Genomic DNA, 24,026 nt, shown 5'->3' on the forward strand with positions numbered 1-24,026 from the left:
CAAATCCCTAATCCCTATACAACAACACTCTGCTGTTCGGATAAGTCGGGAAGCGGTTCATAGGAATCGACCAGTCTTGTTCAGGGATGATAAAGTGATGTTTGTTGACGAGCTGATCGCTGAAAACCCGCAAGCTGTGAAGGGTGATCCATTCACCGGCGCAACGATGCATCTTGCGGAAATCGCCGCCGCCTTGCGCCAACATTTCGTATTCTTCTTCATAAGAAATCTCTTTGGTACGTCCTTTATAACGGTCGACGACAAATGTAAAGGGCTCTTTGACAGAACGTGGGTCATGGTCTGTACCATAAAGGTCTAAAACGACCCAACTGTCTTTAGGAATACGATAGCCGTCGATCTCAACTTCTTTTAAGCTGATAGCAGGGATCATTGGGAAAAATGGATAATACCGCCGCATTTCTTGGATAAATGAATCTTGCAGCTCATCAAAATCTTCTTTTAATGCTTCATAAATATCAGAACGGCTGAACAGCGCATGCCCCATCAAGGCAGCCCAGACAGTTAGTGCTACAGTTGGGCGGATGATATTCAACAGATCAACTGCCGCAATCTCAAGAGGCAGTCGTTCGCCGTTTAAATCCGTGGCGTTGGCAAAAGCATACAACGCCACGTTTTCTTTGTTTTCAACAGGATGTTTGCGAGCAGTTTCGATCAGTTGTTGTGCCCAAAGTTCTGACTTTTTACGGTCGGCACGACTTTTGAGGTGTGTCACTGGTGAAGCTGCGGCACCGCTGATCATCGAGATTTGACAGCTGGCTAATTCGTCGATCTCTTGAGGAGAATAACTCCCTAAATTGATTCCTGACCATTCGCAGATGGCTTCGAAAAAGACGTTTTTGCTTAAATTGAACAATTCAAAGTGCCCATGTTGTTTTTCCAAGGCTTCTGACAATTTACGATCCAAGATTTGATGATACTCTTCCATCCGTTCAGGAGTCATTAAATCCATGAAAACCGCTTTGCGGTGACGATGGGCAGCACCGTCTAATGTTTGGACTCCACCTTGACCCATCAATGTTTTCAAGACGATTTCAGGCATCGCGCCTTTGCGTTTGAAGTTTTCAGAATCATAGAATTTTTTCGCGGCTTCTTGTCCGTAAACGACGATGATTTCCTTGTTGAAAAAGCTGGCTTTGACCACTGGTGCCGCGGCTTCTTCTCTCAATTCAGCAAGAGCGTCGTAGCCGGCTTGGTAGAGGGCTTTGATATCCGCTGCTTTTATTTTTATTTCTGGTATCTTTTTCATGTCCATTCCTCCTGTCTTTAATTCTAGCTTAATCCATTTTAAAAACACTGACAAAGAAAACACTTTCGTAAAAGCAGACCTTTTTAAAATCAGCGAAAGATTTTCAGACACATATAATAAAATATCAAGTTTGCGGTGAATAATTGGTAAAGCAATAAAGGACGGAAGACTGCTAAAAAGATAAATCTGTTTGTGAGAGAAAAAGAAAGGTGTATAATTTACCTATAATATAGAGAAAGTAGGCAAACGAATGATTACACCTAAAAGTTTAGAAGAGTTATCAACCTATGTAGAGAAAGGAAAAAATGTCTTTTTCTTCACGGCAGGTTGGTGCGGAGATTGTAATTTCATCAAACCATATATGCCTGAGATCGAAAAAGATTTTCCTGAATGGCAATTTATCGAAGTAGACCGTGACCGTTATATCGATGTAGCGGCGGAATGGAATATTTTTGGTATTCCTAGTTTTGTAGTGATCAAAGACGGCAAAGAACTGGGCCGGTTAGTAAATAAAGATCGTAAAACGAAAGAAGAAATCGAAAGCTTTTTATCCAGCATACAAGCATAATGGGAGGTAACTACTATGGAGTCACAAGCGTATAAAAACATTCTTGTCGGTATCGATGGTTCCGATCAGGCGAAAGAAGCATTTAAAAAGGCAGTAGAAGTCGCGCGTCGTAATGAAGGTAAGATCTACGTGGCGAATGTCATCGAGCAACAATTCTATGATATGATGGGCTATGGCGCTTTGAATCAAAATATCATCGAACAGGAAACAGAATCTGCTAAAGAAATGATCGAAGAATGCAAAGAATACGGTGCTTCTGTTCATTTCAAAGCGATCGAAGGAATCGTCGCTTACGGTTCACCAAAGGATACGATGGCACGACAACTGCCGGAAAAATACAATATCGACTTGATCATGGTGGGGCAATCCGGCTTGAATGCGGTGGAACGTTTTATGACCGGCAGTGTTGCCAGTCATATCATTCGACAAGCGCCATGTGACGTATTAGTTGTTACTGACGAAAAAGAAAGATAGGCTCTTCTTGATCGAAGAATTAAAAAAACAAAAAGATTTTTAAAGCTCTTTCTAAGAAGCTGCGATTTTTCATGACGAACTGACAATATTTTGTTATGATAAAACGCAGAGTAGATTTTAGGAGGAAGAACGAGTGATTTTTGCATACAATAAAGAACAAGTAGGCGATACACTGATGGTGATCACTGCTGATGATCATGGATCAGATCAGACTGCTGAACGCCGATCAAATGTGACGCGGATCCAAACTGTTGACGGAACCGTTGTCGGTTGGAACTTTTTTCATATTTCCAATTATTTGACGGTATCGGGCAATGGAGCGGTAGAATTGACAGATGAACAAGTCGATCAATTGAACCGTTTGATCAAAGAAGCAGGGTTTTCGGATGTGTTGGCATACGATCACGAACCAAAATTCGTGGTGGGCTATGTGAAGACTTGCGAAAAACATCCCGACAGCGATCATTTGTCTATCACTGAAACAGAAGTAGACGGTGGACAAACATTACAGATCGTTTGCGGCGCGCCGAATATCAAGGCGGGCTTAAAAGTAGTCGTTGCTAAACCAGGATCTATGATGCCCGATGGAATGATGATCTGGCCAGGCGTTTTGCGGGGCGTTGAAAGTTACGGAATGATCTGTTCAGCCCGTGAACTTCATCTGCCAAACGCGCCAACAAAAAAAGGAATTCTAGAATTGCCAGCTGACGCGGTTGTCGGTGAAGCTTTTACAATTGGAAAATAAAAAAGAACGGGATCGTATCCCGTTCTTTTTTTAGTTGTTTTGTGATTTTTGCAATGTTGACTGATCGATGGACAATTCAGCAGTGACTGTTTGTTCTTTAGATTCACGATAGAAAGTGATCTCGATGGAGTCACCGACTTTTTTCTTGTAAAGAGCTGCTTGCAAATCAGTAGTTGAAGTAACTTCTTTGCCATCGATCTTTGTGATAACGTCATATTGTTTTAGACCAGCTTTTTCAGCAGGTGTTGCGTTAACAACAGACAAGACAACGACACCATTTTTCAAAGAAGAAGGAACTTTTAGAATTTGTTCTTGTTGTTGCGAAGAGATGGTTGAAAGATCCCGCATAGTGATTCCTAGTGCTGGTCGAGTCACTTTGCCGTCTTTTTCTAATTGATTGATGATAGTGACAACATCATTACTTGGGATCGCAAAGCCCATACCTTCTACGCTGACATTGGAAGCAGAACTGCTGGTGCTGGCGATCTTACTTGAGTTGATCCCTATGACTTGACCTTCGATATTTACTAATGGACCGCCGGAATTCCCAGGATTGATAGCAGCGTCAGTTTGGATCGCATTGATATTGACTGCTTCACCGGATTCTGTTGTATTAGATACTTGACGATTCAATGATGAAACGATCCCTGAAGTGACAGAGTTGGCATATTGAGAACCTAATGGTGAACCGATAGCAATCGCAGGTTCGCCGACTTTCAATTCGCTGGAGTCGCCAAAGGTTGCGACAGTATCGACTTTATCTGATGAAATCTTTAATACAGCCAAGTCAGTATAAGCATCTGTTCCCACAAGTTCAGCAGTGACTTTTGTTCCGTCTTTCAAAACGACTTCTAATCCATCTTGCCCTTCGACAACGTGGTTATTAGTTACAACGTAAGCACTATTGCCGTCTTTTTTATAGATGACGCCGCTGCCTTCGCTGGATTCTTGCATTTCGCCGGAGTCGTCTGAGCCTTCAGAATTTTCCGTGCCTTCGTCTTGTCCAAACAAGCCGCCCCATGGTCCTAATTCAGAACTTTGAGATTGCTTTTGCAGATTGATGACCGACACTACCGCATCTTGGACTTTATCCACCGCTTCAGTGATATCACTGTCTGCATTGACTTTCACGTTGCTTACTACGGTTTCGCCTTTGTCATTGGTATTGCCTGCATTATTAGTAGGATTGCTTCCCGAACCATTCAAAAGATAAAATGCGCCTACTGTGATCAAAGCGCCCACGATACCACCAAGCACACCAATGGCAAACCGCTTTAAAAAACCTCCAGATGTTTTTTTTGAATCTGGATTTACTTCTTTTCTTTCCATGTATATTACCTCCTAAGTTTGACATCCATGAATATAGTATATTATTTATTGCTGAGTTTAGTCTAATGAATGAATTTGAAAAAAATATGAAAAAGTCACGATAAAAAAATTGTAAAATTAAGGAGATATTTTCCACAATTCGTGTGGAAAAAGTTAAAATAAGTAGTAGAAAAAAAGGGGATAGTACTTTCCACAGAAATGTGGATATAGTGAATAAAAAAGGACCTAAACATACGTTTGCATCAGAAATTCCTTTATAATAGGATTTATCTGGTTTATTTCTGTGGATAAACCTGTGATTAGTGTGCATAACTTTGTTCATATCTTTAAATAATAACAATAGCAGAACTCAAGGAGAAATTATGACAATCAAAATTATTTCAGTAGGAAAACTAAAAGAAAAATATCTAGTCCAAGGAATCGCTGAGTATGTCAAACGACTAGGCGCGTATACGAAGATCGAGTTAGTGGAGGTTCCCGATGAAAAAGCACCGGAACACCTCAGCGAAGCAGAGATGCTTCAGGTCAAAGAAAAAGAAGGCGAACGGATCTTGGCAAAAATCAAAGATTCGGAATATGTTTTCGCATTAGCAATCGAGGGCAAGAACCCTTCCAGCGAAGCCTTCGCCAAACAAATCGATCAATTAGGAACCCAAGGAAAAAGCCATCTAACTTTTGTGATCGGCGGCTCGTTAGGCTTAGCGACATCCGTCATCGATCGCAGCAATACCCAAATCTCGTTTGGCAAAATGACTTATCCTCACCAACTCATGCGGCTGATATTAGTAGAACAGATCTATCGGGCGTATCGGATAAATCGTGGGGAACCGTATCATAAATGATGATATTTTTGGAAAGGGAATATTGATATAGCAAGGTTTTCATTGGTGAATTGCAGGGGTATGGTATGGGGGAGTTGGGGTTTATCTGATATAATTATTGAATATGGATATTTAGCGTATGGAGAAGTTGGGACTGACAGTAAACTCCCTGAGTGAATGAATTTGAATATTAAGCTTGGATAATAATCTGACTTATTGGAAAAAATACTGAATGCATCCTGAGAGATAGAAGATTTAAAGATAATTATTTTAACTAAAGTTACGAAATGTGATAAGAAGTTGAGATATGATTATCTTTAAGTAAGCTTCTTTCATATTTAAAGAAGGATTTAACAGAAATTATAAATATATATTATACCCATGAAGGTCAATGACAATCACGTCATTGGCCTTTTCTTATACCCAAAAATAGAAAGGAGTAAGTTGACACATGTCTGAGAAGAATAAGAAACGCTATTTGACAAAAGGAATCAATGAAAAGTTACCCACTGAAGCGCAATTGTTATGCTGGTACTTGATCGATCTACGTATGAGATTGAAAAAACCAGTGGATTACTTACAGATCTTTGATTTTCAAGTCGACACCAATGGAAAACAAGTTTTGATCCACAGACAAGAAGTACCAGAGTATCAGTATATCTATTATCCAACTTTTGAACAACTGATCCGACAAAAGATCTGGATGATCGATGATGGGGATTATTACACCATGTTGCTACCAGAAGAGTACTAAGAGAGAGGAGTAGGATACATGCAAAACACGATCCCAAGTAAACGTGTAGACATCGTTAGTCTACAGCTTGTTAAAGAATCGTCTGTAATTTAGTTTATTGTCGATCGCTTGTCAGTGTAACCAATAGGTTTATTTGTTATGTAAAGCATAACGATAAACTTGATAATTCAAACATTTAATGTCATATTAAAGTATCATAATCTGTAGATTTACAGTTTAAAAGAATTATGGTGGAACACTTATGAAGTGAGGCATTTTCATGAAGAATGAAATAGTATCGGTTATTCAGGATAAAGCGATGTGGCGAAGGGCAAAAAAATATGCATTATTTAGCCTTGTGTTAATTACGTTGAGTTGTGTAGTAACATTTATTATACATCCAGATTTGAACAAGCTAGTTGATGGACTTGGTTCTACAATACAAAGAGGAAATAAAGAACAGGAAAATGAGTTTATAAGCTATTTGAAAAACAATGGATTTAAGGTACCAAGAGGAATGTTTCTTATGGGTTTGATCCCTGTACCATGGATTTATTTGCTAAATCTGATATTTTCTTCCATCGTATTAGGGATTGCATTGAGTATGCCTTTGATTGATTCGCATTTATCGTTTGTAAAAATACTTCTCACTGTGTTTACGTATGCGCCTTTTGAGATTTTTGCATATTGTATTTTTGCTGCGCTTATAAAGCCTATGAATAATGCAATTATCAAAAATTTGCTAAATCTAGTTAAGAAAGGTGAAAGAGTACCTTTTTTCATTAAATTAAAACGAGTTTTTATTGGATATCTCGTGTTAGTACTACCGTTAATTATTATTAGTGGTTTTATAGAAGCATATGTTGCAGATTTTCTATATAAGTTGTTTTAGGAACAATGATATTTAGACATTAGTTGGAATTTAACAAAAACGAGGTTTGGTGTTAAAGCATACTAATAACAATAACCTCATAGATACCGCGACTGGTTATTTTAGTTACTTGATGAGTTTTGTATGTTTCTGATTAATTCACTTATTTTCAGGAAGAATCAAAAAGGGCTATGTATTTAATTAGTAGCAATCAAAAAGATGTCTAGCTAACAAATACCTTACAAGTTTTCTATGGGATAGATATCGTATCTGCTTTGTAATGAAATCTTTATCGTTCTTCTGACTCTATCTTTCTTTCCTTGGAATGGATGTCTAATAAACGAGTAATGAAATTTTGGTTCCCTACTAAATATATTAAGTAGGGAACCAAAATTTTATTGACACTTATGCGTAAATCGCATAAAATGAATTTGTAACATAACTTAATTAATTTTTTGGATACGGTTTCTTTTGAGAAGTTAGATTTAGTAAATAATCAGTGCTTGTGGAATAATATTGTGCAAGTTTGATCAATGCTTCTGTAGGGATATCTAGTTTTCCTGTTTCATAACGGGAATACGTCGTCTGACTGACGTTTAAAACTTTAGCTAGTCGTTCTTGATTTAGATCTGCATCTTCCCGCAAAGCTCGAATTCTATAATACATAAAATCACCTCGATTTTATTTTATAGTATGCGTTTTTTGCATGTATAATTTTATGCGTTTTTAGCATAAAATTATAGTTTTTATGGATTTCCTATTAGATATCGTGTGATCAACCAGAAAATAGCTAAAGCAGCATCAAGTGGAGATTGAACTAGATTTGATACTTCTCATGCACAAACTGTTTAATTTGATAATGAAAGGAATGATTAAGTAAGAGACCAATCAAGTGATGCATTTATAATTTAAGGAGGTTCTGGGATGACAAAACATGAAGAATTATCTAAACGGATTTTAGAGAATATTGGTGGTAAAGACAATGTTGTTTCTTATACAAATTGTGTGACACGATTGAGAATACTTACAAAAGATAAAAGTTTGATCGATGTAAGAAAAATAGAAAAGTTCGAAGGTGTGCTAGGGACTAGGTTTGCTGGTGATCAATTTCAAGTCATTATTGGACAAGATGTTGCTAAAGTCGCTGAGAATTTTGGAAGGGCTATGAAAACAAATTCTGATATCTCGATGCAAGAACAACTGGTGATTTCTAAAGATAAATTTTCTGTTAAATCTTTCTTTACTGAGCAGTTGATCGGTAATCTATCTGCATGCGTTTTTCCCGTCTTACCTGTCTTTATGGGAGCTGGGATGCTCAAATTGATCGTCAATATTTTGGGACCAAGTTTACTTAAAGTGATGTCCGAACAAAGTGATCTTTTACGACTCCTAACATTAGTCGGTGATGCAGGATTTTACTTTATGCCGATCTTTATCGCTTGGTCTGCTGCTCGTCATTTTAAGACAAGTATACCCTTAGCCGTATTTTTAAGTTCAATTCTAGTACATCCAGAATTAATCAGAATCGTTGCTGAGGGTAACACTTTTTACGTATGCGGCATCCCCATGACGTTAGTTTCGTATATGAATCAACTTATTCCATCCATTCTTATTGTATGGATCATGTCTTATGTATATAAAAATACAGAAAAAGTGATCCCGACTTCTTTACGCTATGTGTTTGTTCCGTTGGTCACGACCCTTATAATGTTGCCGCTAATGTTATGTGTTATTGGTCCTATTGGCACATATGCTGGTATCGTGATTGCTAGTGTAGCAAATTGGCTTGCTACAGTCGGAGGTCCGCTAGCAGTTGGCTTGATTGGCGGTCTATGGTATATCCTTGTTGGTCTAGGTATGGATAAAGCTTTGTTACCAATCATCTTTAACCAATTTTCTACTCAAGGCTATGATGACTTGTTCTGGTTAAGTGCAGTACTTGGGACTTATGCGTTGATGGGCGTTTCATTAGTATACGTTATTCGAAGTAAGAAAGAAGAACGTGGTATGGGTATTTCGAATGCGGTTACTTTAATGTTAGGTGGGGTGAGTGAGCCAACATTATTTGGTGTGATTTTCCGTTTCAAAAAAGCGATTATTTGGCTTTTTACCGGAGGATTTGTAGGTGGTGCTTTAGCTTCCCTATTTAATGTGAAAGCTTATGCTTATGGTGCTAGTAATCTTCTATTTTTTACCGTGTTTGCTGGTGGCGATGGAAAGACATTTATTCCAGGGATCATCGCCTGTGCCGCAGCTTTTATAACTAGTTTCGCATTGGGGCTGATTTTTGGTCTTGGAGAAACTAAGTTGAATAATACTGAACCAGAGTTAGAAAAGAAATCCAATATTGAAATTACAACAAATGACCTTACAGAACATGAAATAATCTTATCACCTATCAAAGGAAAAGTCGTTCCATTGAAAAATGTGAACGATCCGGTTTTTTCAAATAATCTAATAGGAACTGGCTGTGCTATCTATCCATCGGAAGGAAAGGTTTTTGCTCCATTTGATGGGGAAGTGATCTCCATTTTACCAACAAGTCATGCTATCGGTTTAAAACGTTCGGATGGTCTTGAACTGATGATCCATGTCGGATTAGAAACTGTCAATGAAAACGGAAAAGGATTTGTTTCTCATGTAAAGTCTGGAGATCAAGTAACTAAAGGTGAGCTTATCTTAAGTTTTGATCTCGATTATCTGCTTAGCAAGGGCTATGATATGACAACGCCAATTATCGTAACATCTGAACAGAAGACTGTATCTTTGTTAGAAGAAAGCGTAGTTGGTGCAACTGATCAGCTATTAACATTGGATTTAGTAAAATAATGATAAAGGGGATAAAAAAAATGACAGAACGTTTATTGAGTGCGACCGCTTCACAGATTTTAAAAATGAGTACGGCAGAGTTAAAACAATCAATCAAGGCGAGTGAAGGAAGAATTATTATGGCCGAAAACATGGTTATCTACAAACCATTAGTAGATCAAATCACCAATGCTGAAATCCATGCTGGTTTTAGTGCGGATATGTTATTGATGAACTTTTTTGATCTGAATCGACCCTTTGTTAATGGTCTCGAGACTACAGATGATAATTTATTTGAAGTAATACCTAATGAGGAATCAATCAGGATTCTAAAACAGCTGACTGGAAGAGTTATTGGTTTGAATCTTGAACCGATTGATAAGGAAGCGGAGATGTTAGAAAAACGAAAAGATATTTCTACGGGACGAATTGCAACAACTGAGAATTTAAAAAAAGCGAACGACATGGGATTTGACTTCGTTTGTTTGACGGGGAACCCACGAACCGGAGTTGATAATAAGGAGATACTAGAAGCAATCAAGCTAGCTAAAGAAAGTTTCGAAGGATTAGTGATTGCTGGAAAGATGCATAGTGCAGGAGTCGATGAATCAATTATCGATATCCAGACAGTGGAGGCATTTATTGAAGCTGGGGCAGATATTATATTGGTGCCAGCCATAGGTACAGTTCCTGATCACGATGATGAAAAACAAAAAGCAATCGTTAAAAAAGCACATGATAAAGGAGCGTTAGTAATGTCATCAATTGGTACCAGTCAGGAAAGTTCATCTACGCATACTTTAGAAGACATAGGGATTCGAAATAAAATTTGTGGTGTCGATATCCAACATATCGGGGATTGTTCTTCTCCGGAAACAATCTATGCGTTGAGTGTAGCTATTCGAGGAACTCGTCATACTTTTAATCGTATGAGTTTGTCGGTAAATCGGTAAATATAGATTAACTTTTAGGTTGCTTTATCTTAAACCACGAGTATTTCATTTTGTTATATAATGTGAACAAAAAACTTGAGACGTATGATGTTCTCAAGTTTTTTGTTTTTGCTATTTTTTTATTATATTAATTGTCAAATTAAGTTAGACTAAACTATATTCCATAAGTAAAAGTTTGGATTTAACTAATTAAAGCCTTTTTGACTAACTATAAGCATATATTATGCGTGGTGCTAATTAGTAATAGTAAAAAAACTTAGCAAAAAAACTCAACATAATTAAACTCATAAGTGACTAAGCTTGAAAGAAGTCTATAATTTGAACAAAATCGTCACGAATTACAAGTTAGTTTCCCTTATTTCTATTACTTATGCTCAATTCTTTATTATCGATATTGTCAAACATTGGTTATGTGGAAAAAACTGTGATTAGAGTTTAAATAGCTTGGTTATACTTTATAGTCCCTTTATCGTTCAAATATGCAACATAATAAGGGGCACCTAAGGCGTTAAAGCTTAAGATTGAACCCTATTTTTCTATATTAGTTAGGGGGTTAGGGATCAAAATGAATTTAACACGCCGTGTCATTGCGTTTCAATTAAAAATTGAACTAGTAATCTTCATTTATAACTTAGACTTCTTCGACATTATAACGGATCAGCACCACGCATTAATGATATATCGTATTATTAATATTCACTAAAAATTGACGGAAATTCATTAAATTTCGGTCTTTTTTTGTGTTACAGTGTGGCTGAAACCATAACCTTTTCATAAATACCAACAATAAATAAAAATAGAGAGGGATAACAATGAAAGACGAACTATTAATGTATTTGGAAAACCAGACAGCTTTTATTGATCTTCACCATTTAAGTGAAGTTTTTACCGCACAAAAATTAGCGGAAATTTTTGCTGTTAAGCGTAATACTATTAGTCACTATTTAAATCAATTGAATGAAGCTGGTCTATTAGTAAAGATTAATTCTCGTCCGGTTTATTATTTCCATAAAGAAGCATTTGAAAAAGAGTTTTTTCTATTGCGGGATAGCTTTTATCAAAGTAAGGAGGAAATTTTAAAGGAGCAGCCTTTATTTGAGCAGCAAAAAGATTTATTTTCCCTTTTGATTGGTCATGATAAAAGCTTGAGTCGCGCGATAGAACAAATCAAAACCGCTCTGTATTATCCAGATAATGGGTTGCCTACTTTAATCACTGGTGAAAGCGGTACAGGTAAGAGCTTTTTGGTACGTTTGATTCATAAATATTGTCTGGAAAATGAGTTGATTAAAGAAGATGCACCTTTGATTACTTTAAATTGTGCCCAATACGCTAATAATCCTGAGCTTTTAACCAGCAATCTTTTTGGTCATGTTAAAGGTGCTTATACTGGGGCAGATAGTGACAAAATCGGGGCCTTTGAAGCAGCTGATGGTGGAATTTTATTTTTGGATGAGGTTCATCGTTTAAACGCTGAAGGCCAGGAAAAATTATTTACATATTTAGATCAAGGCATCATTTATCCTATGGGTGCTACTGATCATCCTATTAAAGTTAAAACACGATTGTTTTTTGCTACAACAGAAGATTTAGAAAGCGGCTTTTTAACGACGTTTATGCGTCGTATTCCGATTCAAGTGACATTACCGCCTATTAGTGCTCGTAGCCGCAATGAGCGATTGGAATTGATTTATTCTTTTTTCTTAAGCGAGGCACGAAAAATTAAACGGCCGCTGAGAGTCAGTGGTCAAGTATTGACCCTGTTAACGAGCAGCTACTTTAAAGGGAACATCGGTGAGCTGAAAAATACGGTTAAGGTATCAGTAGCAAAAGCCTTTGCGGAACAAAAGAATACTCCAGAAATTCAAGTAACGATCTATCAGTTGCCGGAAAAATTACTATCCTCTACTACCGGCAAACTATCAAGCGTGTTGCAAAAAGATATATTGATAACAGAAAATACAACAATTCTGCAACTATTAGAAAAAAATCATCCACAACAGCAACGGGTAATTACTACATTTGAACGTATAATTACTGAATTTTCCAAGCAGCAACATTTAGCAGTATGTGAAGAACAATTAAAACAAGAAGTAGAAAATTTATTTGATTTTTTACTTTTTGAGACGGATCGTCAGCAAAAACAAGAGATGTTGATTTATTTGACCCAATATATCCGCGATACTTTTAAACAGATGGAAAGTGCCTATCAAATTAAATTTAATGGAAATGCTGTGTACGCGATCAGTTACTATTTATTTCAAAGAGGAGCCGGTAAATGGTATCCAGAAGAAGCTAGCGTGTTAAGCTTGATAAGAATATTGGAACAGCAAGTCGCTACGGAATATGCTGCCAGCTACCAGTATGTTAAACGACTGTTGGAATTATGCCAACCCAAATTAGATTTGGAAATTTCTGAAATGGATTGTATTTTATTAACGATTTATTTAAATCGGACAGATTGGCAAAAGGAAGTAGGGATTCCAAGAGGGATCATCGTAGCCCATGGTTATGCAACAGCCAGCAGTATTGCCAATGTTGCTAATCGTTTTCTAGGTAAAGATATTTTTGCATCTTTTGACATGCCACTAGATGTAACACCTCAACAAATTGCAGAAGAAATTTTAGATTATAGTGAAAATCACGATGTCTCTAATGGTTTGGTGATTTTAGTAGATATGGGGTCATTAAAGGAGATTTATCAGTTCTTCCCTAAACAAATTACCACTCCTGTAGTTATTATGAATAACGTGACGACACCTTTAGCAATTGCCATCGGAGAAAATTTACAAAAAACATTGCCGCTACAAGAAATGATTGAAACAGCAGCTAAACAAGCGCGATTAGACTGGAAGATTATTTATCCGACTGAAAACAAAATGAAGGCTTTGATCACTACTTGTCTGACTGGTATTGGTACAGCTACTCATATCAGCCAATTATTAGAAAAAAGTTTGCCAGCTTCAGTGTCGTTAAAAATTTTTCCTTATGAATACGATGTGCTAAAAGAACAGAAACAAAACGAAACGATTTTTTCTATGTATGATGTTTTGGGGATTATTGGTACAGCGGATCCGATGATTCAAGGAGTTCCTTATTTATCTTTAGAAGAATTAATTTCCGGTGATGAGAATCAGCTCTTATCAGAATGGTTGAGCGCATGTTTAACTCCAGCTGAAAATGCAGCTTTCAATACTAATGTCATCCGTAATTTTTCGTTAGAAAAAGTAATCGACTCGGTCACGATTTTAGATACCGAGAAAGTAATGAGAGAAATTGAAGTTTTTATGCGGGAACTAGAAGCCTATAGTGGACTTATCATTACCAATGCCAAAAAATTAGCATTGTATGTTCATGTGAGCTGTCTAATTGAACGCTTAATCCGAAATATTCCTATCGATAACTATGCTGGCTACGAAGATTTGTACCAGTGTCAAAAGCAAGCATTAATACAAATAAAAAAGGCATTTAGTGTCATAGAAAGCGATTACAGTGTCAAAATACCCGATTCAGAAATTGCTTATATTTATGATATTGTCTATCAAAACGTTGATAATATACTAAAGGATGAGGAATTTTAATAAGAGCAAATTGTGTACCACTAAAGTTGGCACACAATTTGCTCTTATTTTTATGTAAGAAATGAGGTGAAGAAAATGGAACGCAAAATGATTTTAGCTTCGCACGGAAAATTTGCTTCGGGGATTTTGAGCTCATTAGAATTGATCTGTGGTAAGAATGATAATATTACCACATTAGATTGTTACATAACAGAAGACTTCGATTTGACCAAATCTGTGGACAAATTGATGCAGCAAAATAACGGCGCAGAAGTAGTAGTGGTGACAGATTTATTTGGTGGTAGCGTCAATAATGAATTCTTACGCTACATTAATCAGGAGCATTTTTATTTAGTAGCAGGGATGAATTTACCGTTTTTAATTGAGTTTACGACACAGTTTGCAATTGCAGCAGATTTGAAAGAAACGATTGCTACTGTTTTAGATAGCTCAAAAGAATCCATTCAGCTTTGTAACTTAACCTATAGCAACACTGTGATAGAAGAAGATTTTTAGAAAAGGGAGAGAAACATTATGATTATTTTAACTCGTGTAGACCATCGTCTCTTACATGGACAAGTCGCGTTTTCTTGGACACAAAGCTTAGGCGCAGATTGCATTTTAATTGCCAACGATGATGTACCAAACAATGAAGTTCGTAAAACAACAATTAAGCTCGCTAAACCACAAGGCGTTAAGTTGGTAATCAAAAATATTGAGGATTCTATTGCGGCATTAAAAAGTGGAGTTACTGATAAATACAAATTATTTATTGTCGTGGAATCAGTGGGAGATGCTTATAGATTAGCTGAAGCATACCCACAAATTAAAACTATCAATCTAGGTGGAACTAAAGTTAAGGAAGGTACTCGCAATATCGGCAAAGCCGTAAATGTTTTACCCGAGGAAGAAGAGCTTTTGAAAAAATTAGTGGATCAAGGTGTTGAGGTTGAAATTCGCCAAGTACCAAATGATAAAAAGGTGAATGTTACTGAGGTTTTATAAAGGAAAGGTAGTGAAAAAATGATTGTACAAGCAATCTTATTAGGCATCGTCGCTTTTATTGCGCAATCAGAATATGCATTAGGGACCTCCCTTTTGTCACGTCCTATTGTGACAGGTTTATTTACAGGAATCGTACTAGGTGATATAAAAACGGGTGTTATTATGGGAGCGACGCTTGAATTAGCCTTTATAGGTTCCTTCTCTGTAGGGGCTTCAATTCCACCAGATGTGGTGACTGGAGGGGTTTTAGGTACAGCTTTCGCAATTACCGCAGGGGCTGGTCCGGAAACGGCGTTATTACTTGGTTTGCCAATCGCAACTTTGACATTGATTTTGAAAAATATTTATTTAGGACTATTGATTCCAATTATGAACCATAAAGCCGATAAATTTGCCGCTGACGGTGATTATAAAGGTGTAGAACGGATGCATTTATTGGCCGGATTTGGTTTATCTTTGATGTTAGGTTTAATCGTGATGATTTCCTTTATGGTAGGAAGTAAGACCATTGGTAATTTACTTGCGATGATTCCAGAATTTGTTCAAAATGGATTATCTGTTGCAACGGGATTGATTCCAGCTCTTGGTTTTGCTATGTTAGCACGTTTATTAATTAATAAAACAGTGGCTCCGTATTTCTTCTTAGGTTTTGCGCTAGCCGCTTACTTGGAAATTCCGGTAACAGGAATTGCAATTTTTGGTGCTATTGTAGCAGTTGTTGTGGTCAATATTATGAATGTTCGTAGCAACCATGGCCCACAAGTACAAGCCACTACAGGGGAGGTAGTTGATGATGAAGACTTCTGATACGGAATTAAAGATCACTAAAAAAGATTTAAACAAAGTTTTTTGGCGCTCATTTCAGATGGAATTTTCTTGGAACTATGAACGACAAATGAACATGGCTTATGTCTATGCCATGATTCCAATTTTGAAAAAATTATATCATACCAAAGAACAAATGGCAGATGGTTTAAAACGTCATTTAGAGTTTTTCAATACAACGCCTCACATTGTAACACTTATCTTAGGTATTAATGCAGCAATGGAAGAAGAAAATATTAATGATCCAAACTTTGATACCTCTACGATCGACAGTATCAAAACCTCATTAATGGGACCGTTAGCAGGAATTGGCGATTCATTTTTCTGGGGTACGTTACGTTTAATTGCAACTGGTGTTGGAACTTCACTAGCATTGCAAGGAAATATCTTAGGCCCAATTTTATTCTTTTTGATTTTCAATATTCCACATATCTTGTTCCGTTATTTGGCAACTGGCTGGGGATATAAGTTAGGAACAGGTTTCTTAAAGAAAATTCAAGAGAACGGCATGATGGAAAGCTTAACTTTAGGTGCTTCTATTATTGGTTTGATGGTTGTTGGAGGCATGACAGCTACTATGATCGACATTAATTTACCAATGAAGATCGGTTCTGGAGAAAACGCTGTGACCGTTCAAAGCATTTTTGATGATATAGTACCGAAAATTTTATGTCTTGGAGTCTTTGGAGCTGTGTTTTACTTGTTGAAAAAAGAAGTAAAACCATTAACGATCCTTTTAGGTTTAGCAGTTGTGGGAATCTTAGGCTCATTAATTGGAATTTTCTAGGGGGCTGATTTATGGAAACGATGTTGGATTATATCAACGAAGAAGAAGCTACTTTAAAAGGTATCTTAGAAAAATTTACCTTAAAAGAAGCTAAAGAATTTAAGAATATCAATAATCTTTTGATTTTAGCTACAGGCTCTTCTTACAATGCTTGTTTGTCGGCAAAAGTAACATTAGAAAAATTTGCTGATATCTCGGTAACTATTGAAGAACCTTATAACTTTAATCATTATGGTCGAGTTTCAAATGCTGTAGATGCGGTCTTAGCTGTTTCTCAAAGTGGTAAAAGCGCCTCTACAATTGATGCGATTGCTAAATTGAAAAAAGAAGGTTTGTCTACTTTTGCTTTGACAAGCGATATAAACAGCCCAATTGCAAGAGCTGCTGATCAAGTGATTGATTTGGATATGGGAATTGAAAAAGTCGGATTTGTAACTAAGGGCTACGTTACGACAGTGTTGCAACTATTCTTATTAGGTTTAACAATTGGCCATACTAAGCGAACACTCTCGCAAGAACAGGCGGATTTTTATCAAAGTGAATTAGAAAAAGTCATCACCTATATTCCTGCAGCCATTGAAAAGACCGATGATTTCTTTACCACACATGAAGCAATCTTTAAACTAGGAACGCGTTTTATTGCCATTGGTTATGGACCAAACTGGGGTACAGCAAAAGAATTCGAAACGAAATTTACTGAAACAGTTCGCAAACCTTCCCAAGGGTTTGAACTAGAAGCTTATATGCATGGACCGTATTTGGAAGCTGACAGTGAACATATTTTATTCTTTATTGAAACAAGAAGTGTCAATGAAACTCGTTCACAAAGTCTAAAGGACTATATGACATCATATGTCGGTAAAACAATTACCGTGACAACCGAAGTAGCAAAAAATGCCGATGATTTAGGTTTAGCAGTGGATTGTGATGAACTGGTTTCATCCTTATTATTGGTGATTCCTTTCCAAATTTTATCCTATAAAATTGCTACATCAAAAGGAATTGATTTGAGTCAGCGTATTTTTGATGATTTTGATCACGTATTAAAAAGTAAAGTATAGAGGTGGAAAAATGTTAAAATTCAACGAACAACAACAAATTGATAACATTCAAGGAGCTTTAGAACTACGTCCAGAAGTCGAAAAGATTATGGACGGGGTATGGGAAAAAGGATTTGATAATATTTACTACTTAGGAATCGGTGGTACTTATGCTTCAGCTATGCAGGCTGTTACTTACATTAACGGAAAAAGCAACTTGCCTGTTTATGTGGAACATGCAGCTGAATATTACACAACTGGCAACAAACGTTTGACTAAAGATTCTATCGTTATCTTATCTTCTGTTACAGGTACAACACAAGAAGTTGTTAGAGCAGTAGATGAAATTAAAGAAGTTGGTGCAACATTGATTGGCTTTATAGATACTGTTGGCAGTCCATTAGCAGAAAAATGTGACCACGTCATTACTTATCCAGCGCCTGGAACAGAACAAATCAAATTCTTTATGGTAGCGGATCGCTTAATGAAAAATAATGGTGAATTTGATGACTACGAAGAATATTACCAAGAATTAGAAAAATATTTAGCTAAAGGATTAGTAGAAGCTGAAAAACAGGCAGATGCTTTTGGTTTAGAGTTCGCTGAGAAACACCGCCATGACGCAATGCATTACTTCATTGGTGCCGGTAATCAATGGGGGGCAGTTTACTCATATGCTATGTGTTACTGGGAAGAACAAAGCTGGCTACGTTCAAAATCAATTCATGCAGCTGAGTTTTTACATGGTACACTAGAAATTGTGGACGAAACAACACCAGTAACACTTTTCTTAGGAGAAGATGAACAACGGCCGTTAGCAGAACGTGTCAAAAATCTGTTGCCACGTATTTGTGCTAACTATACTTTCATTGATTCAAAAGATTATTCAGTAGAAGGAATCAGTGAAAAATATCGCGGTCGCGTATTGTCATTTCTATTGATGCATTGTGTTACACAACGAATCGATGCTCATGTCGAAAAACTAAATTGTCATCCACTAGAAATCCGTCGCTACTACCGACAATTCGATTATTAATAGCATGCTGATTAATGATGGGATAAACTAGTCTAAACACAAAAAGGATCTTCCAACATATTATACAAGGTGTGTTGGAAGATTCTTTATTAACATTAAAGAGAACATATCTTTTTTGGATAATTCAAAGATTGATAATTTCATATTTGTAGTGTTACTTTCCAGAAAAAAATTATCGTGGTAACTACTATTCGATATTTAGTATGAATTATTTATTAGCGACTCGAGTATATTGTTTTTATTGTAAGAACCTCTGTCTAGGGCGTATTGAACCCTTCATTCTTTGTATAGAGATTTTCCGATGATATATTATCTGAGGTACTACACTAATTCGTCTGCCAACTACTCAACAGATTAACCTGAATGATACAAACTTAGAATTATCATCTTAAAGTCCCCATCAAAGTTTTTCTTGGCATTGGTTATCTTAGACACACGTTTTGAGAAATAGATTTTATCAGAATGTGTCTAAAAATTATCCTAATGTTGAACATAGTTGTTGATTACCTATAAAAACTTAACCGAGGTTTTTTACTTGAAGAAATCGTGAGACAGCAGTATTATAATCTCGTTGGATTTTTGGGATATAGCCAAACTGGTAAGGCGCCTGACTCTGAATCAGGTAATTGTAGGTTCGAGACCTGCTATCCCAATCATGAAAGACCGCAGAACAAAACTCTGTGGTCTTTTTTTGTAGAAAAGGAGGAATTTGGTATGGCCAAACTAGATGAAGAATTTGCTTTTTTGGTGTTGTCGATCGTATCGGAGATTCCCAAAGGAAAAGTAGCTACTTATGGACAAATTGCCGAGTTGGCAGGATATCCTCGCAATTCCCGTTTAGTCGGTAAAGTATTGAGCCACGCCGAATATTATGGTCGCTATCCTTGTCAACGAGTAGTGAATAGTCAGGGAGAATGTGCCAAAGGCTGGCCAGAACAGCCGTTAATATTGCAAGAAGAGGGTATTATTTTTCGCGAGAATGGACAAGTGGATCTGAAACGCTGCCGTTGGGATGGGGACATATGAGCTGCAATGGACTTTCAATGAAGAAGTAAAGTTTCCATTTGTTCTATTCAAGTAGTGTACGGAATTTTACAATCATACATAATAAGATAAGGACAAATAACTTGAGCTTTAGAGAAAGCCCAGATTATTTGTCCTTATCTATAATTCACTGATTTTATGCTATTTGGCGTTAAAAAATCAATTCCTCTATCGTTTTTTTATTCCCTAATGAGTAGCAAGTACTCAACCCTGTATTTTCTCCTTGGTAGCTGAGTTGCAAAGGACCTTGTTCAAAGAAACGGCTTGTTGCCACTTCAGTCCCATTGTTTACAAAGATTTCCAGACTTGATCCATCAATGAACAACTGTAGATAGGAAAGATCCGTTAACAGCTTTACATGACGGTATTCCAAACATCCTGTTACCCAATTTTTTCTTGATAAGGAAAGGAGTCGAGTAGCTTTTTCATAAAAGATTTTTGTCTCTTTCTTTATTGTAAACTCAAAATCGGTGGCACCTTCTGGAAAGTCTAAAAGCACTTCATAAGCCAAATCAGCTGTTTCAAGCTGCCAGCTTTTTTTCAGTGAGAAGGTTTCTTTTGTTTGTCTCAATTTCTTTAACTCTGCTAACGGCTGTTGGATCAAACGATTTTTTTTGAATGATAGATTTCTTGGGATCGTCAAGCTGTGCATCCAGCCGAATTCATTTGTAGGTAATTTTTTTTCTGATTCTTCAGTCATGGGTCCGATCCAGCCAAAAAGAATCTTGCGGCCGTCGCTGGTTTCAAATGTTTGGGGTGCATAAAATTCGAAACCCCAATCCATTTCAATAAACTCTGGATCGACCAGCCGATATTTTTCATTATCTTTTTGAACTTTAAAATATCCTGTTTGATACAAGTTGTGAAAACGAAATCCTTCTGCTTCAAAGCCTTGGGGAGAGACGATCAAAAGCTCTTGTTCGTCCAACTCTATCAAGTCAGGACATTCCCACATATAGCCTCGTTGCGAGAGTTGAGAAAAGTCTTTATCTGAAAAAATACTTCCCAACGCATCCCATGTATACAAATCTTTTGACTGATACAAGAGGCAATCACCTGTATGATCAAGTTTTTGAGCACCTAAGACCATCAGATAGCGTTGCGTTTTTTCATCAAACCAGACCTTTGGATCACGGACATGACGAGTATAACCTTCAGGATGCTTTAAAACGGGACCGATTTTTTCGAAATGAAAACCATCTTTTGAGATAGCCAAACATTGGTAACTAGCTCTTGTTCCATCATCATTAATCACATTTCCGGTATAAAAAAGGTATAGTGTCTCTTCTTTTTCTATTGCAGAACCAGAGTAGATTCCATCTTTGTCATACCATTCAGAAGGTTCTAATGCTGGTGCCTGTCTTTTCCAATGAATCAAGTCTAACGATGTAAGATGTCCCCATGATTTATTTTTGTGGACTAAACCTGTTTGATTCCATTGATGAAACAAATGGAACGTCCCTTTGAATTCGCACAATCCATTGGGATCATTTAATAAACCGTGCGAGGGCATAACATGAAAAGACAGTGTGTAGGGATTTTCTATTGTTTGAAGCTTAAGCAACGTCCAAAATCTTTCTTTCTGCCGGAATTTCTTTATCCGCAGTAATCATTTCTTTTGTGATCCCAAAAAGGTATGTCAATACAAAGCCGGAGCCGATAGACAAAAGGTTTACAAACAGGTATGGAAGTAATTGACCATTTAGATAAAGCAAGGTTCCAGGAATCACTGTCACAGACATTCCTGTACCTGCAAGTTGCAGCAAGCTAGCGGCAAAACCGCCGATACCACCGCCGATCAACCCCATAATAAATGGACGAACATAGCGCAGATTTACTCCGAAAATAGCTGGTTCGGTAATACCAAGAAAGGCAGATAAAGCAGATGGAAAAGCTAAAGCTTTTAATTTTTTTGAATCTGTTTTTATACCTACCGCAAGTGTTGCTCCACCTTGAGCCGCAATCGCGCAAGTAATGATGGCGTTAAATGGATTGTTTCCTAAATTAGCTAACAGCTGAACTTCCAAAAAGTTGAAGATATGATGAACGCCTGTAACGACGATCAACTGATTCAAGAATCCTATGATCAGTCCCGCTAAGCCGAATGGCAGATCTAAGATGACCTCTGTAGCAGTTAGAACAACAGTTTCCAATGAATGGAAAATCGGTCCGATAGCAAGCAGAGACAGAATACTCATTACTAATAATGTCAAAAACGGTGTAAGTAATAAATCAAATGTGTCAGGGATCACTCTACGCAGTCTTTTTTCTAACTTAGCTCCCAGAATCCCTGCGATAAATGCAGGCAGAACTGTTCCTTGATACCCAACGATTGGGATAAAGCCAAAGAACATCAGCGGTACAGCATCTCCAGATGAGACAGCGTAAGCGTTAGGAAGAGCAGGGTTTACCAACATCAATCCTAAAACGATTCCGATAATCGGACTTCCTCCGAACACTTTAAAAGTTGACCAACAAACTAAAGCGGGTAAAAAGGCAAATGCTGTATCCGTCAATACCTGTGTGTACAATAAGAAATTAGGATCGATCGCTTCTGGTGTCGTTCCAAAGGCCGCTAAAATTTCCGGCTGTGTCAAAAGTCCTCGTAAGCCCATAAAAAGTCCAGTAGCGACTAAAACGGGGATGATCGGAACAAATACATCACCAAATGTTCTTAGCATACGCATAAATGAATTACCTGTTTGGTTTGCTTCAGCTTTCATGTTATCTTTAGAGCTTTCAGCTATTCCAAGATCAATCACTTCCGCGTAAATCTTATTGACTGTTCCAGTACCGAAGATAATCTGGTATTGGCCAGAATTGAAGAAAGTTCCTTTGACTTTTTCGATAGACTCGACTTTCGTTTTATCTATCCTTTGTTCATCATTGACCATGATTCTTAAACGCGTAGCACAATGGGCAACTTTTTGAATGTTTTCTTTACCGCCTACAGCTTGAATCACTTCTTTCGCAATTTCCCGGTTGTTCATTTTTATCCTCCTTTGCGAGACCGTTCCCACATACCTTTTAAAAAAGACCCACACTGATTAAAGGATATGTGGGAACGGTCTCATGTTATAAATTCAGCGTATCATGTAAGCGGATTTCTTGTCAATCATTTTTTTTAATAAGGCTATTTCTTATTAATACGGAAGTTTCAACTATCGTTTGTTGGGGGATTTCTTGTCCTTGTATTTTTTGATAAAGTCTGTCAGCTGCGGTTTCTCCTACTTCTTTATAATGAAAATCTACAGTCGTCAGACTTGGAAACAAGTATTCACCAAAGCCGTATCCGCCAAAACCAGTGATAGAGATCATTTCACCGACAGAGATATTCAATTCATGAGCTGCTTTGATCAAACCGAGAGCCATATTATCAGTAGCAGCGATATAAAGAGTTTCAGATGATTTTTTCAACAACTCAAGACCAAGAAGATAGGTGTCTTCTGAACGAAAAGATGAATAGATCGTTTTTACCGGGACACCAGCTTCACCAAGTGTATCTAGAACACCGTTTTTACGTTCTATTCCTACTGAAACATCTTTTTCCGAAACACCGATATATATAACATTTTTAGGACGGCTTGGTAAAACTGCTGCGGCAAGGTTTTTACCGGCTAAATAATTATCATGGTTGACAGAATAAACGGCTTCATTTGACTGTCCCACAAAAATGACCGGAACAGGGATCTTTTGGACAGTATCAATATGCTCTTGACTGATTTCTGTAGCGATCAAGATGATCCCGGCAACTTTGTTTTGCACTAGATTATTGAGACTTTCTATCTCTGATTCTTTTTCAAGGTTAGTGTTTGAAATCAAGATTTGATAGCCGGCTTCTCGTGCACGTTGATCGATTCCTTCTAACATAGCCATTACAGACAGTGAATCCAATCGAGGAATAATGACACCAATGAATTTACTTTTTTCAGCTTTGAGATTGCGGGCGAACTCATTTGGTGAAAAATTGTATTTATCAATTATCTTTTGGATTTTTTCAGCAGAAGCTTGGCTGACATATCCATTATTTAAGTAGCGGGAGACTGTACTTTTAGAAACGCCCGCTTCATTTGCGATTTGTTTGATAGTGATCATCTTTTTCTCCTAAATGTAATCTATTTCTTATTTTATCTAGTGTAACAGAAAATAATTTAGGGGAC

Annotated in this window: 22 protein-coding genes and 1 tRNA gene; 17 read left to right on the forward strand and 6 right to left on the reverse strand. The window is 37.1% G+C overall.

Annotated features, from left to right (window positions below; translation table 11 throughout):
- Nucleotides 1-7: 7 nt before the first annotated feature.
- Nucleotides 8-1,267 carry a cytochrome P450 gene (locus EFB00_RS08405; protein ID WP_122646384.1) on the reverse strand — a complete coding sequence of 420 codons (1,260 nt, stop codon included), beginning with the start codon at nucleotides 1,265-1,267 and terminating at the stop codon, nucleotides 8-10.
- A gap of 229 nt (nucleotides 1,268-1,496) precedes the next feature.
- On the opposite strand from EFB00_RS08405, the gene EFB00_RS08410 reads away from it, so the two are divergent.
- The 3 genes from EFB00_RS08410 (at nucleotide 1,497) to ytpR (ending at nucleotide 3,054) form a co-directional block, all read left to right on the forward strand.
- On the forward strand, nucleotides 1,497-1,835 hold the full coding sequence (locus tag EFB00_RS08410; protein WP_420889761.1) for a thioredoxin family protein: 339 nt from the start codon (nucleotides 1,497-1,499) through the stop codon (nucleotides 1,833-1,835).
- 15 nt (nucleotides 1,836-1,850) lie between these two features.
- Nucleotides 1,851-2,309 (forward strand): universal stress protein, encoded by a 459-nt coding sequence (locus EFB00_RS08415; protein WP_122646386.1) that lies wholly within the window; start codon nucleotides 1,851-1,853, stop codon nucleotides 2,307-2,309.
- Between the two features lie 133 nt (nucleotides 2,310-2,442).
- Nucleotides 2,443-3,054, forward strand: coding sequence for a YtpR family tRNA-binding protein (ytpR, locus tag EFB00_RS08420; protein ID WP_122646387.1), 612 nt, complete (start codon nucleotides 2,443-2,445; stop codon nucleotides 3,052-3,054).
- Nucleotides 3,055-3,084: 30 nt separating this feature from the next.
- Here ytpR and EFB00_RS08425 read toward each other — a convergent pair whose 3' ends face one another.
- Complete coding sequence (locus EFB00_RS08425; RefSeq protein ID WP_122646388.1) at nucleotides 3,085-4,383, reverse strand: S1C family serine protease; 1,299 nt, start codon at nucleotides 4,381-4,383, stop codon at nucleotides 3,085-3,087.
- 362 nt (nucleotides 4,384-4,745) lie between these two features.
- Between EFB00_RS08425 and rlmH the strand changes: the two genes are divergently transcribed.
- From rlmH to EFB00_RS08440, 3 genes are all read left to right on the forward strand, one after another.
- Nucleotides 4,746-5,225 (forward strand): 23S rRNA (pseudouridine(1915)-N(3))-methyltransferase RlmH, encoded by a 480-nt coding sequence (gene rlmH, locus EFB00_RS08430; RefSeq protein ID WP_122646389.1) that lies wholly within the window; start codon nucleotides 4,746-4,748, stop codon nucleotides 5,223-5,225.
- A 430-nt stretch (nucleotides 5,226-5,655) separates the two neighbouring features.
- On the forward strand, nucleotides 5,656-5,958 hold the full coding sequence (locus EFB00_RS08435; RefSeq protein ID WP_122646390.1) for a DUF960 domain-containing protein: 303 nt from the start codon (nucleotides 5,656-5,658) through the stop codon (nucleotides 5,956-5,958).
- Between the two features lie 259 nt (nucleotides 5,959-6,217).
- The gene (locus EFB00_RS08440) at nucleotides 6,218-6,829 is read left to right on the forward strand and encodes a stage II sporulation protein M (protein WP_122646391.1); all 612 of its coding nucleotides are present in this window, start codon (nucleotides 6,218-6,220) and stop codon (nucleotides 6,827-6,829) included.
- 426 nt (nucleotides 6,830-7,255) lie between these two features.
- Here EFB00_RS08440 and EFB00_RS08445 read toward each other — a convergent pair whose 3' ends face one another.
- A complete protein-coding gene (locus EFB00_RS08445; protein ID WP_122646392.1) occupies nucleotides 7,256-7,474 on the reverse strand; it encodes a helix-turn-helix domain-containing protein in 219 nt (72 codons plus the stop codon).
- 258 nt (nucleotides 7,475-7,732) lie between these two features.
- Here EFB00_RS08445 and EFB00_RS08450 point away from each other — a divergent pair, with 258 nt between their 5' ends.
- The 11 genes from EFB00_RS08450 to EFB00_RS08500 all read left to right on the forward strand — a co-directional run bounded on the left by EFB00_RS08450 (nucleotide 7,733) and on the right by EFB00_RS08500 (nucleotide 19,848).
- Nucleotides 7,733-9,637, forward strand: a complete 1,905-nt coding sequence (locus EFB00_RS08450) for a glucose PTS transporter subunit IIA (protein ID WP_122646393.1) — start codon at nucleotides 7,733-7,735, stop codon at nucleotides 9,635-9,637.
- Nucleotides 9,638-9,657: 20 nt separating this feature from the next.
- Nucleotides 9,658-10,569: a DUF7916 family protein gene (locus tag EFB00_RS08455; RefSeq protein ID WP_122646394.1), complete on the forward strand. Its 912-nt coding sequence runs from the start codon at nucleotides 9,658-9,660 to the stop codon at nucleotides 10,567-10,569.
- An 812-nt stretch (nucleotides 10,570-11,381) separates the two neighbouring features.
- Nucleotides 11,382-14,150, forward strand: a complete 2,769-nt coding sequence (locus tag EFB00_RS08460; RefSeq protein WP_122646395.1) for a sigma-54-dependent transcriptional regulator — start codon at nucleotides 11,382-11,384, stop codon at nucleotides 14,148-14,150.
- Nucleotides 14,151-14,225: 75 nt separating this feature from the next.
- Nucleotides 14,226-14,645, forward strand: a complete 420-nt coding sequence (locus EFB00_RS08465; protein WP_122646396.1) for a PTS sugar transporter subunit IIA — start codon at nucleotides 14,226-14,228, stop codon at nucleotides 14,643-14,645.
- 18 nt (nucleotides 14,646-14,663) lie between these two features.
- Complete coding sequence (locus EFB00_RS08470; protein ID WP_122646397.1) at nucleotides 14,664-15,134, forward strand: PTS sugar transporter subunit IIB; 471 nt, start codon at nucleotides 14,664-14,666, stop codon at nucleotides 15,132-15,134.
- A gap of 18 nt (nucleotides 15,135-15,152) precedes the next feature.
- Nucleotides 15,153-15,941, forward strand: a complete 789-nt coding sequence (locus tag EFB00_RS08475) for a PTS mannose/fructose/sorbose/N-acetylgalactosamine transporter subunit IIC (RefSeq protein ID WP_122646398.1) — start codon at nucleotides 15,153-15,155, stop codon at nucleotides 15,939-15,941.
- The gene (locus EFB00_RS08480) at nucleotides 15,925-16,746 is read left to right on the forward strand and encodes a PTS system mannose/fructose/sorbose family transporter subunit IID (RefSeq protein WP_122646399.1); all 822 of its coding nucleotides are present in this window, start codon (nucleotides 15,925-15,927) and stop codon (nucleotides 16,744-16,746) included. Before EFB00_RS08475 ends, EFB00_RS08480 begins: the two co-directional genes overlap by 17 nt.
- Nucleotides 16,747-16,757: 11 nt before the next feature.
- Complete coding sequence (locus tag EFB00_RS08485; protein WP_122646400.1) at nucleotides 16,758-17,807, forward strand: SIS domain-containing protein; 1,050 nt, start codon at nucleotides 16,758-16,760, stop codon at nucleotides 17,805-17,807.
- Nucleotides 17,808-17,817: 10 nt separating this feature from the next.
- Nucleotides 17,818-18,822, forward strand: a complete 1,005-nt coding sequence (locus EFB00_RS08490; RefSeq protein ID WP_122646401.1) for an SIS domain-containing protein — start codon at nucleotides 17,818-17,820, stop codon at nucleotides 18,820-18,822.
- A gap of 580 nt (nucleotides 18,823-19,402) precedes the next feature.
- Nucleotides 19,403-19,475 (forward strand) — tRNA-Gln (locus tag EFB00_RS08495).
- Nucleotides 19,476-19,536: 61 nt separating this feature from the next.
- Nucleotides 19,537-19,848 (forward strand): MGMT family protein, encoded by a 312-nt coding sequence (locus EFB00_RS08500; RefSeq protein WP_122646402.1) that lies wholly within the window; start codon nucleotides 19,537-19,539, stop codon nucleotides 19,846-19,848.
- Nucleotides 19,849-20,017: 169 nt separating this feature from the next.
- Here the strand turns inward: EFB00_RS08500 and EFB00_RS08505 are convergent, their stop codons facing one another.
- From EFB00_RS08505 to EFB00_RS08515, 3 genes are all read right to left on the reverse strand, one after another.
- Nucleotides 20,018-21,430, reverse strand: a complete 1,413-nt coding sequence (locus tag EFB00_RS08505) for a glycoside hydrolase family 32 protein (RefSeq protein WP_122646403.1) — start codon at nucleotides 21,428-21,430, stop codon at nucleotides 20,018-20,020.
- Nucleotides 21,423-22,856: a sucrose-specific PTS transporter subunit IIBC gene (locus EFB00_RS08510; protein WP_122646404.1), complete on the reverse strand. Its 1,434-nt coding sequence runs from the start codon at nucleotides 22,854-22,856 to the stop codon at nucleotides 21,423-21,425. Before EFB00_RS08510 ends, EFB00_RS08505 begins: the two co-directional genes overlap by 8 nt.
- Nucleotides 22,857-22,977: 121 nt before the next feature.
- Complete coding sequence (locus EFB00_RS08515) at nucleotides 22,978-23,961, reverse strand: LacI family DNA-binding transcriptional regulator (protein ID WP_122646405.1); 984 nt, start codon at nucleotides 23,959-23,961, stop codon at nucleotides 22,978-22,980.
- Nucleotides 23,962-24,026 lie beyond the last annotated feature (65 nt).

Source organism: Enterococcus mediterraneensis, from assembly GCF_900604485.1.
In the GTDB taxonomy this organism is placed as follows: Bacteria; Bacillota; Bacilli; order Lactobacillales; family Enterococcaceae; genus Enterococcus_C; species Enterococcus_C mediterraneensis.

Coding starts and splice junctions, on each gene's coding strand:
- EFB00_RS08465 (WP_122646396.1), top strand. CDS start 14,226: ATGGAACGCAAAATGATTTTAGCTTCGCACGGAAAATTTGCTTCGGGG.
- EFB00_RS08460 (WP_122646395.1), top strand. CDS start 11,382: ATGAAAGACGAACTATTAATGTATTTGGAAAACCAGACAGCTTTTATT.
- EFB00_RS08510 (WP_122646404.1), bottom strand. CDS start 22,856: ATGAACAACCGGGAAATTGCGAAAGAAGTGATTCAAGCTGTAGGCGGT.
- EFB00_RS08470 (WP_122646397.1), top strand. CDS start 14,664: ATGATTATTTTAACTCGTGTAGACCATCGTCTCTTACATGGACAAGTC.
- EFB00_RS08450 (WP_122646393.1), top strand. CDS start 7,733: ATGACAAAACATGAAGAATTATCTAAACGGATTTTAGAGAATATTGGT.
- EFB00_RS08475 (WP_122646398.1), top strand. CDS start 15,153: ATGATTGTACAAGCAATCTTATTAGGCATCGTCGCTTTTATTGCGCAA.
- EFB00_RS08515 (WP_122646405.1), bottom strand. CDS start 23,961: ATGATCACTATCAAACAAATCGCAAATGAAGCGGGCGTTTCTAAAAGT.
- EFB00_RS08485 (WP_122646400.1), top strand. CDS start 16,758: ATGGAAACGATGTTGGATTATATCAACGAAGAAGAAGCTACTTTAAAA.
- EFB00_RS08480 (WP_122646399.1), top strand. CDS start 15,925: ATGATGAAGACTTCTGATACGGAATTAAAGATCACTAAAAAAGATTTA.
- rlmH (WP_122646389.1), top strand. CDS start 4,746: ATGACAATCAAAATTATTTCAGTAGGAAAACTAAAAGAAAAATATCTA.
- EFB00_RS08425 (WP_122646388.1), bottom strand. CDS start 4,383: ATGGAAAGAAAAGAAGTAAATCCAGATTCAAAAAAAACATCTGGAGGT.
- EFB00_RS08440 (WP_122646391.1), top strand. CDS start 6,218: ATGAAGAATGAAATAGTATCGGTTATTCAGGATAAAGCGATGTGGCGA.
- EFB00_RS08415 (WP_122646386.1), top strand. CDS start 1,851: ATGGAGTCACAAGCGTATAAAAACATTCTTGTCGGTATCGATGGTTCC.
- EFB00_RS08445 (WP_122646392.1), bottom strand. CDS start 7,474: ATGTATTATAGAATTCGAGCTTTGCGGGAAGATGCAGATCTAAATCAA.
- EFB00_RS08405 (WP_122646384.1), bottom strand. CDS start 1,267: ATGAAAAAGATACCAGAAATAAAAATAAAAGCAGCGGATATCAAAGCC.
- EFB00_RS08490 (WP_122646401.1), top strand. CDS start 17,818: ATGTTAAAATTCAACGAACAACAACAAATTGATAACATTCAAGGAGCT.
- EFB00_RS08455 (WP_122646394.1), top strand. CDS start 9,658: ATGACAGAACGTTTATTGAGTGCGACCGCTTCACAGATTTTAAAAATG.
- EFB00_RS08435 (WP_122646390.1), top strand. CDS start 5,656: ATGTCTGAGAAGAATAAGAAACGCTATTTGACAAAAGGAATCAATGAA.
- EFB00_RS08500 (WP_122646402.1), top strand. CDS start 19,537: ATGGCCAAACTAGATGAAGAATTTGCTTTTTTGGTGTTGTCGATCGTA.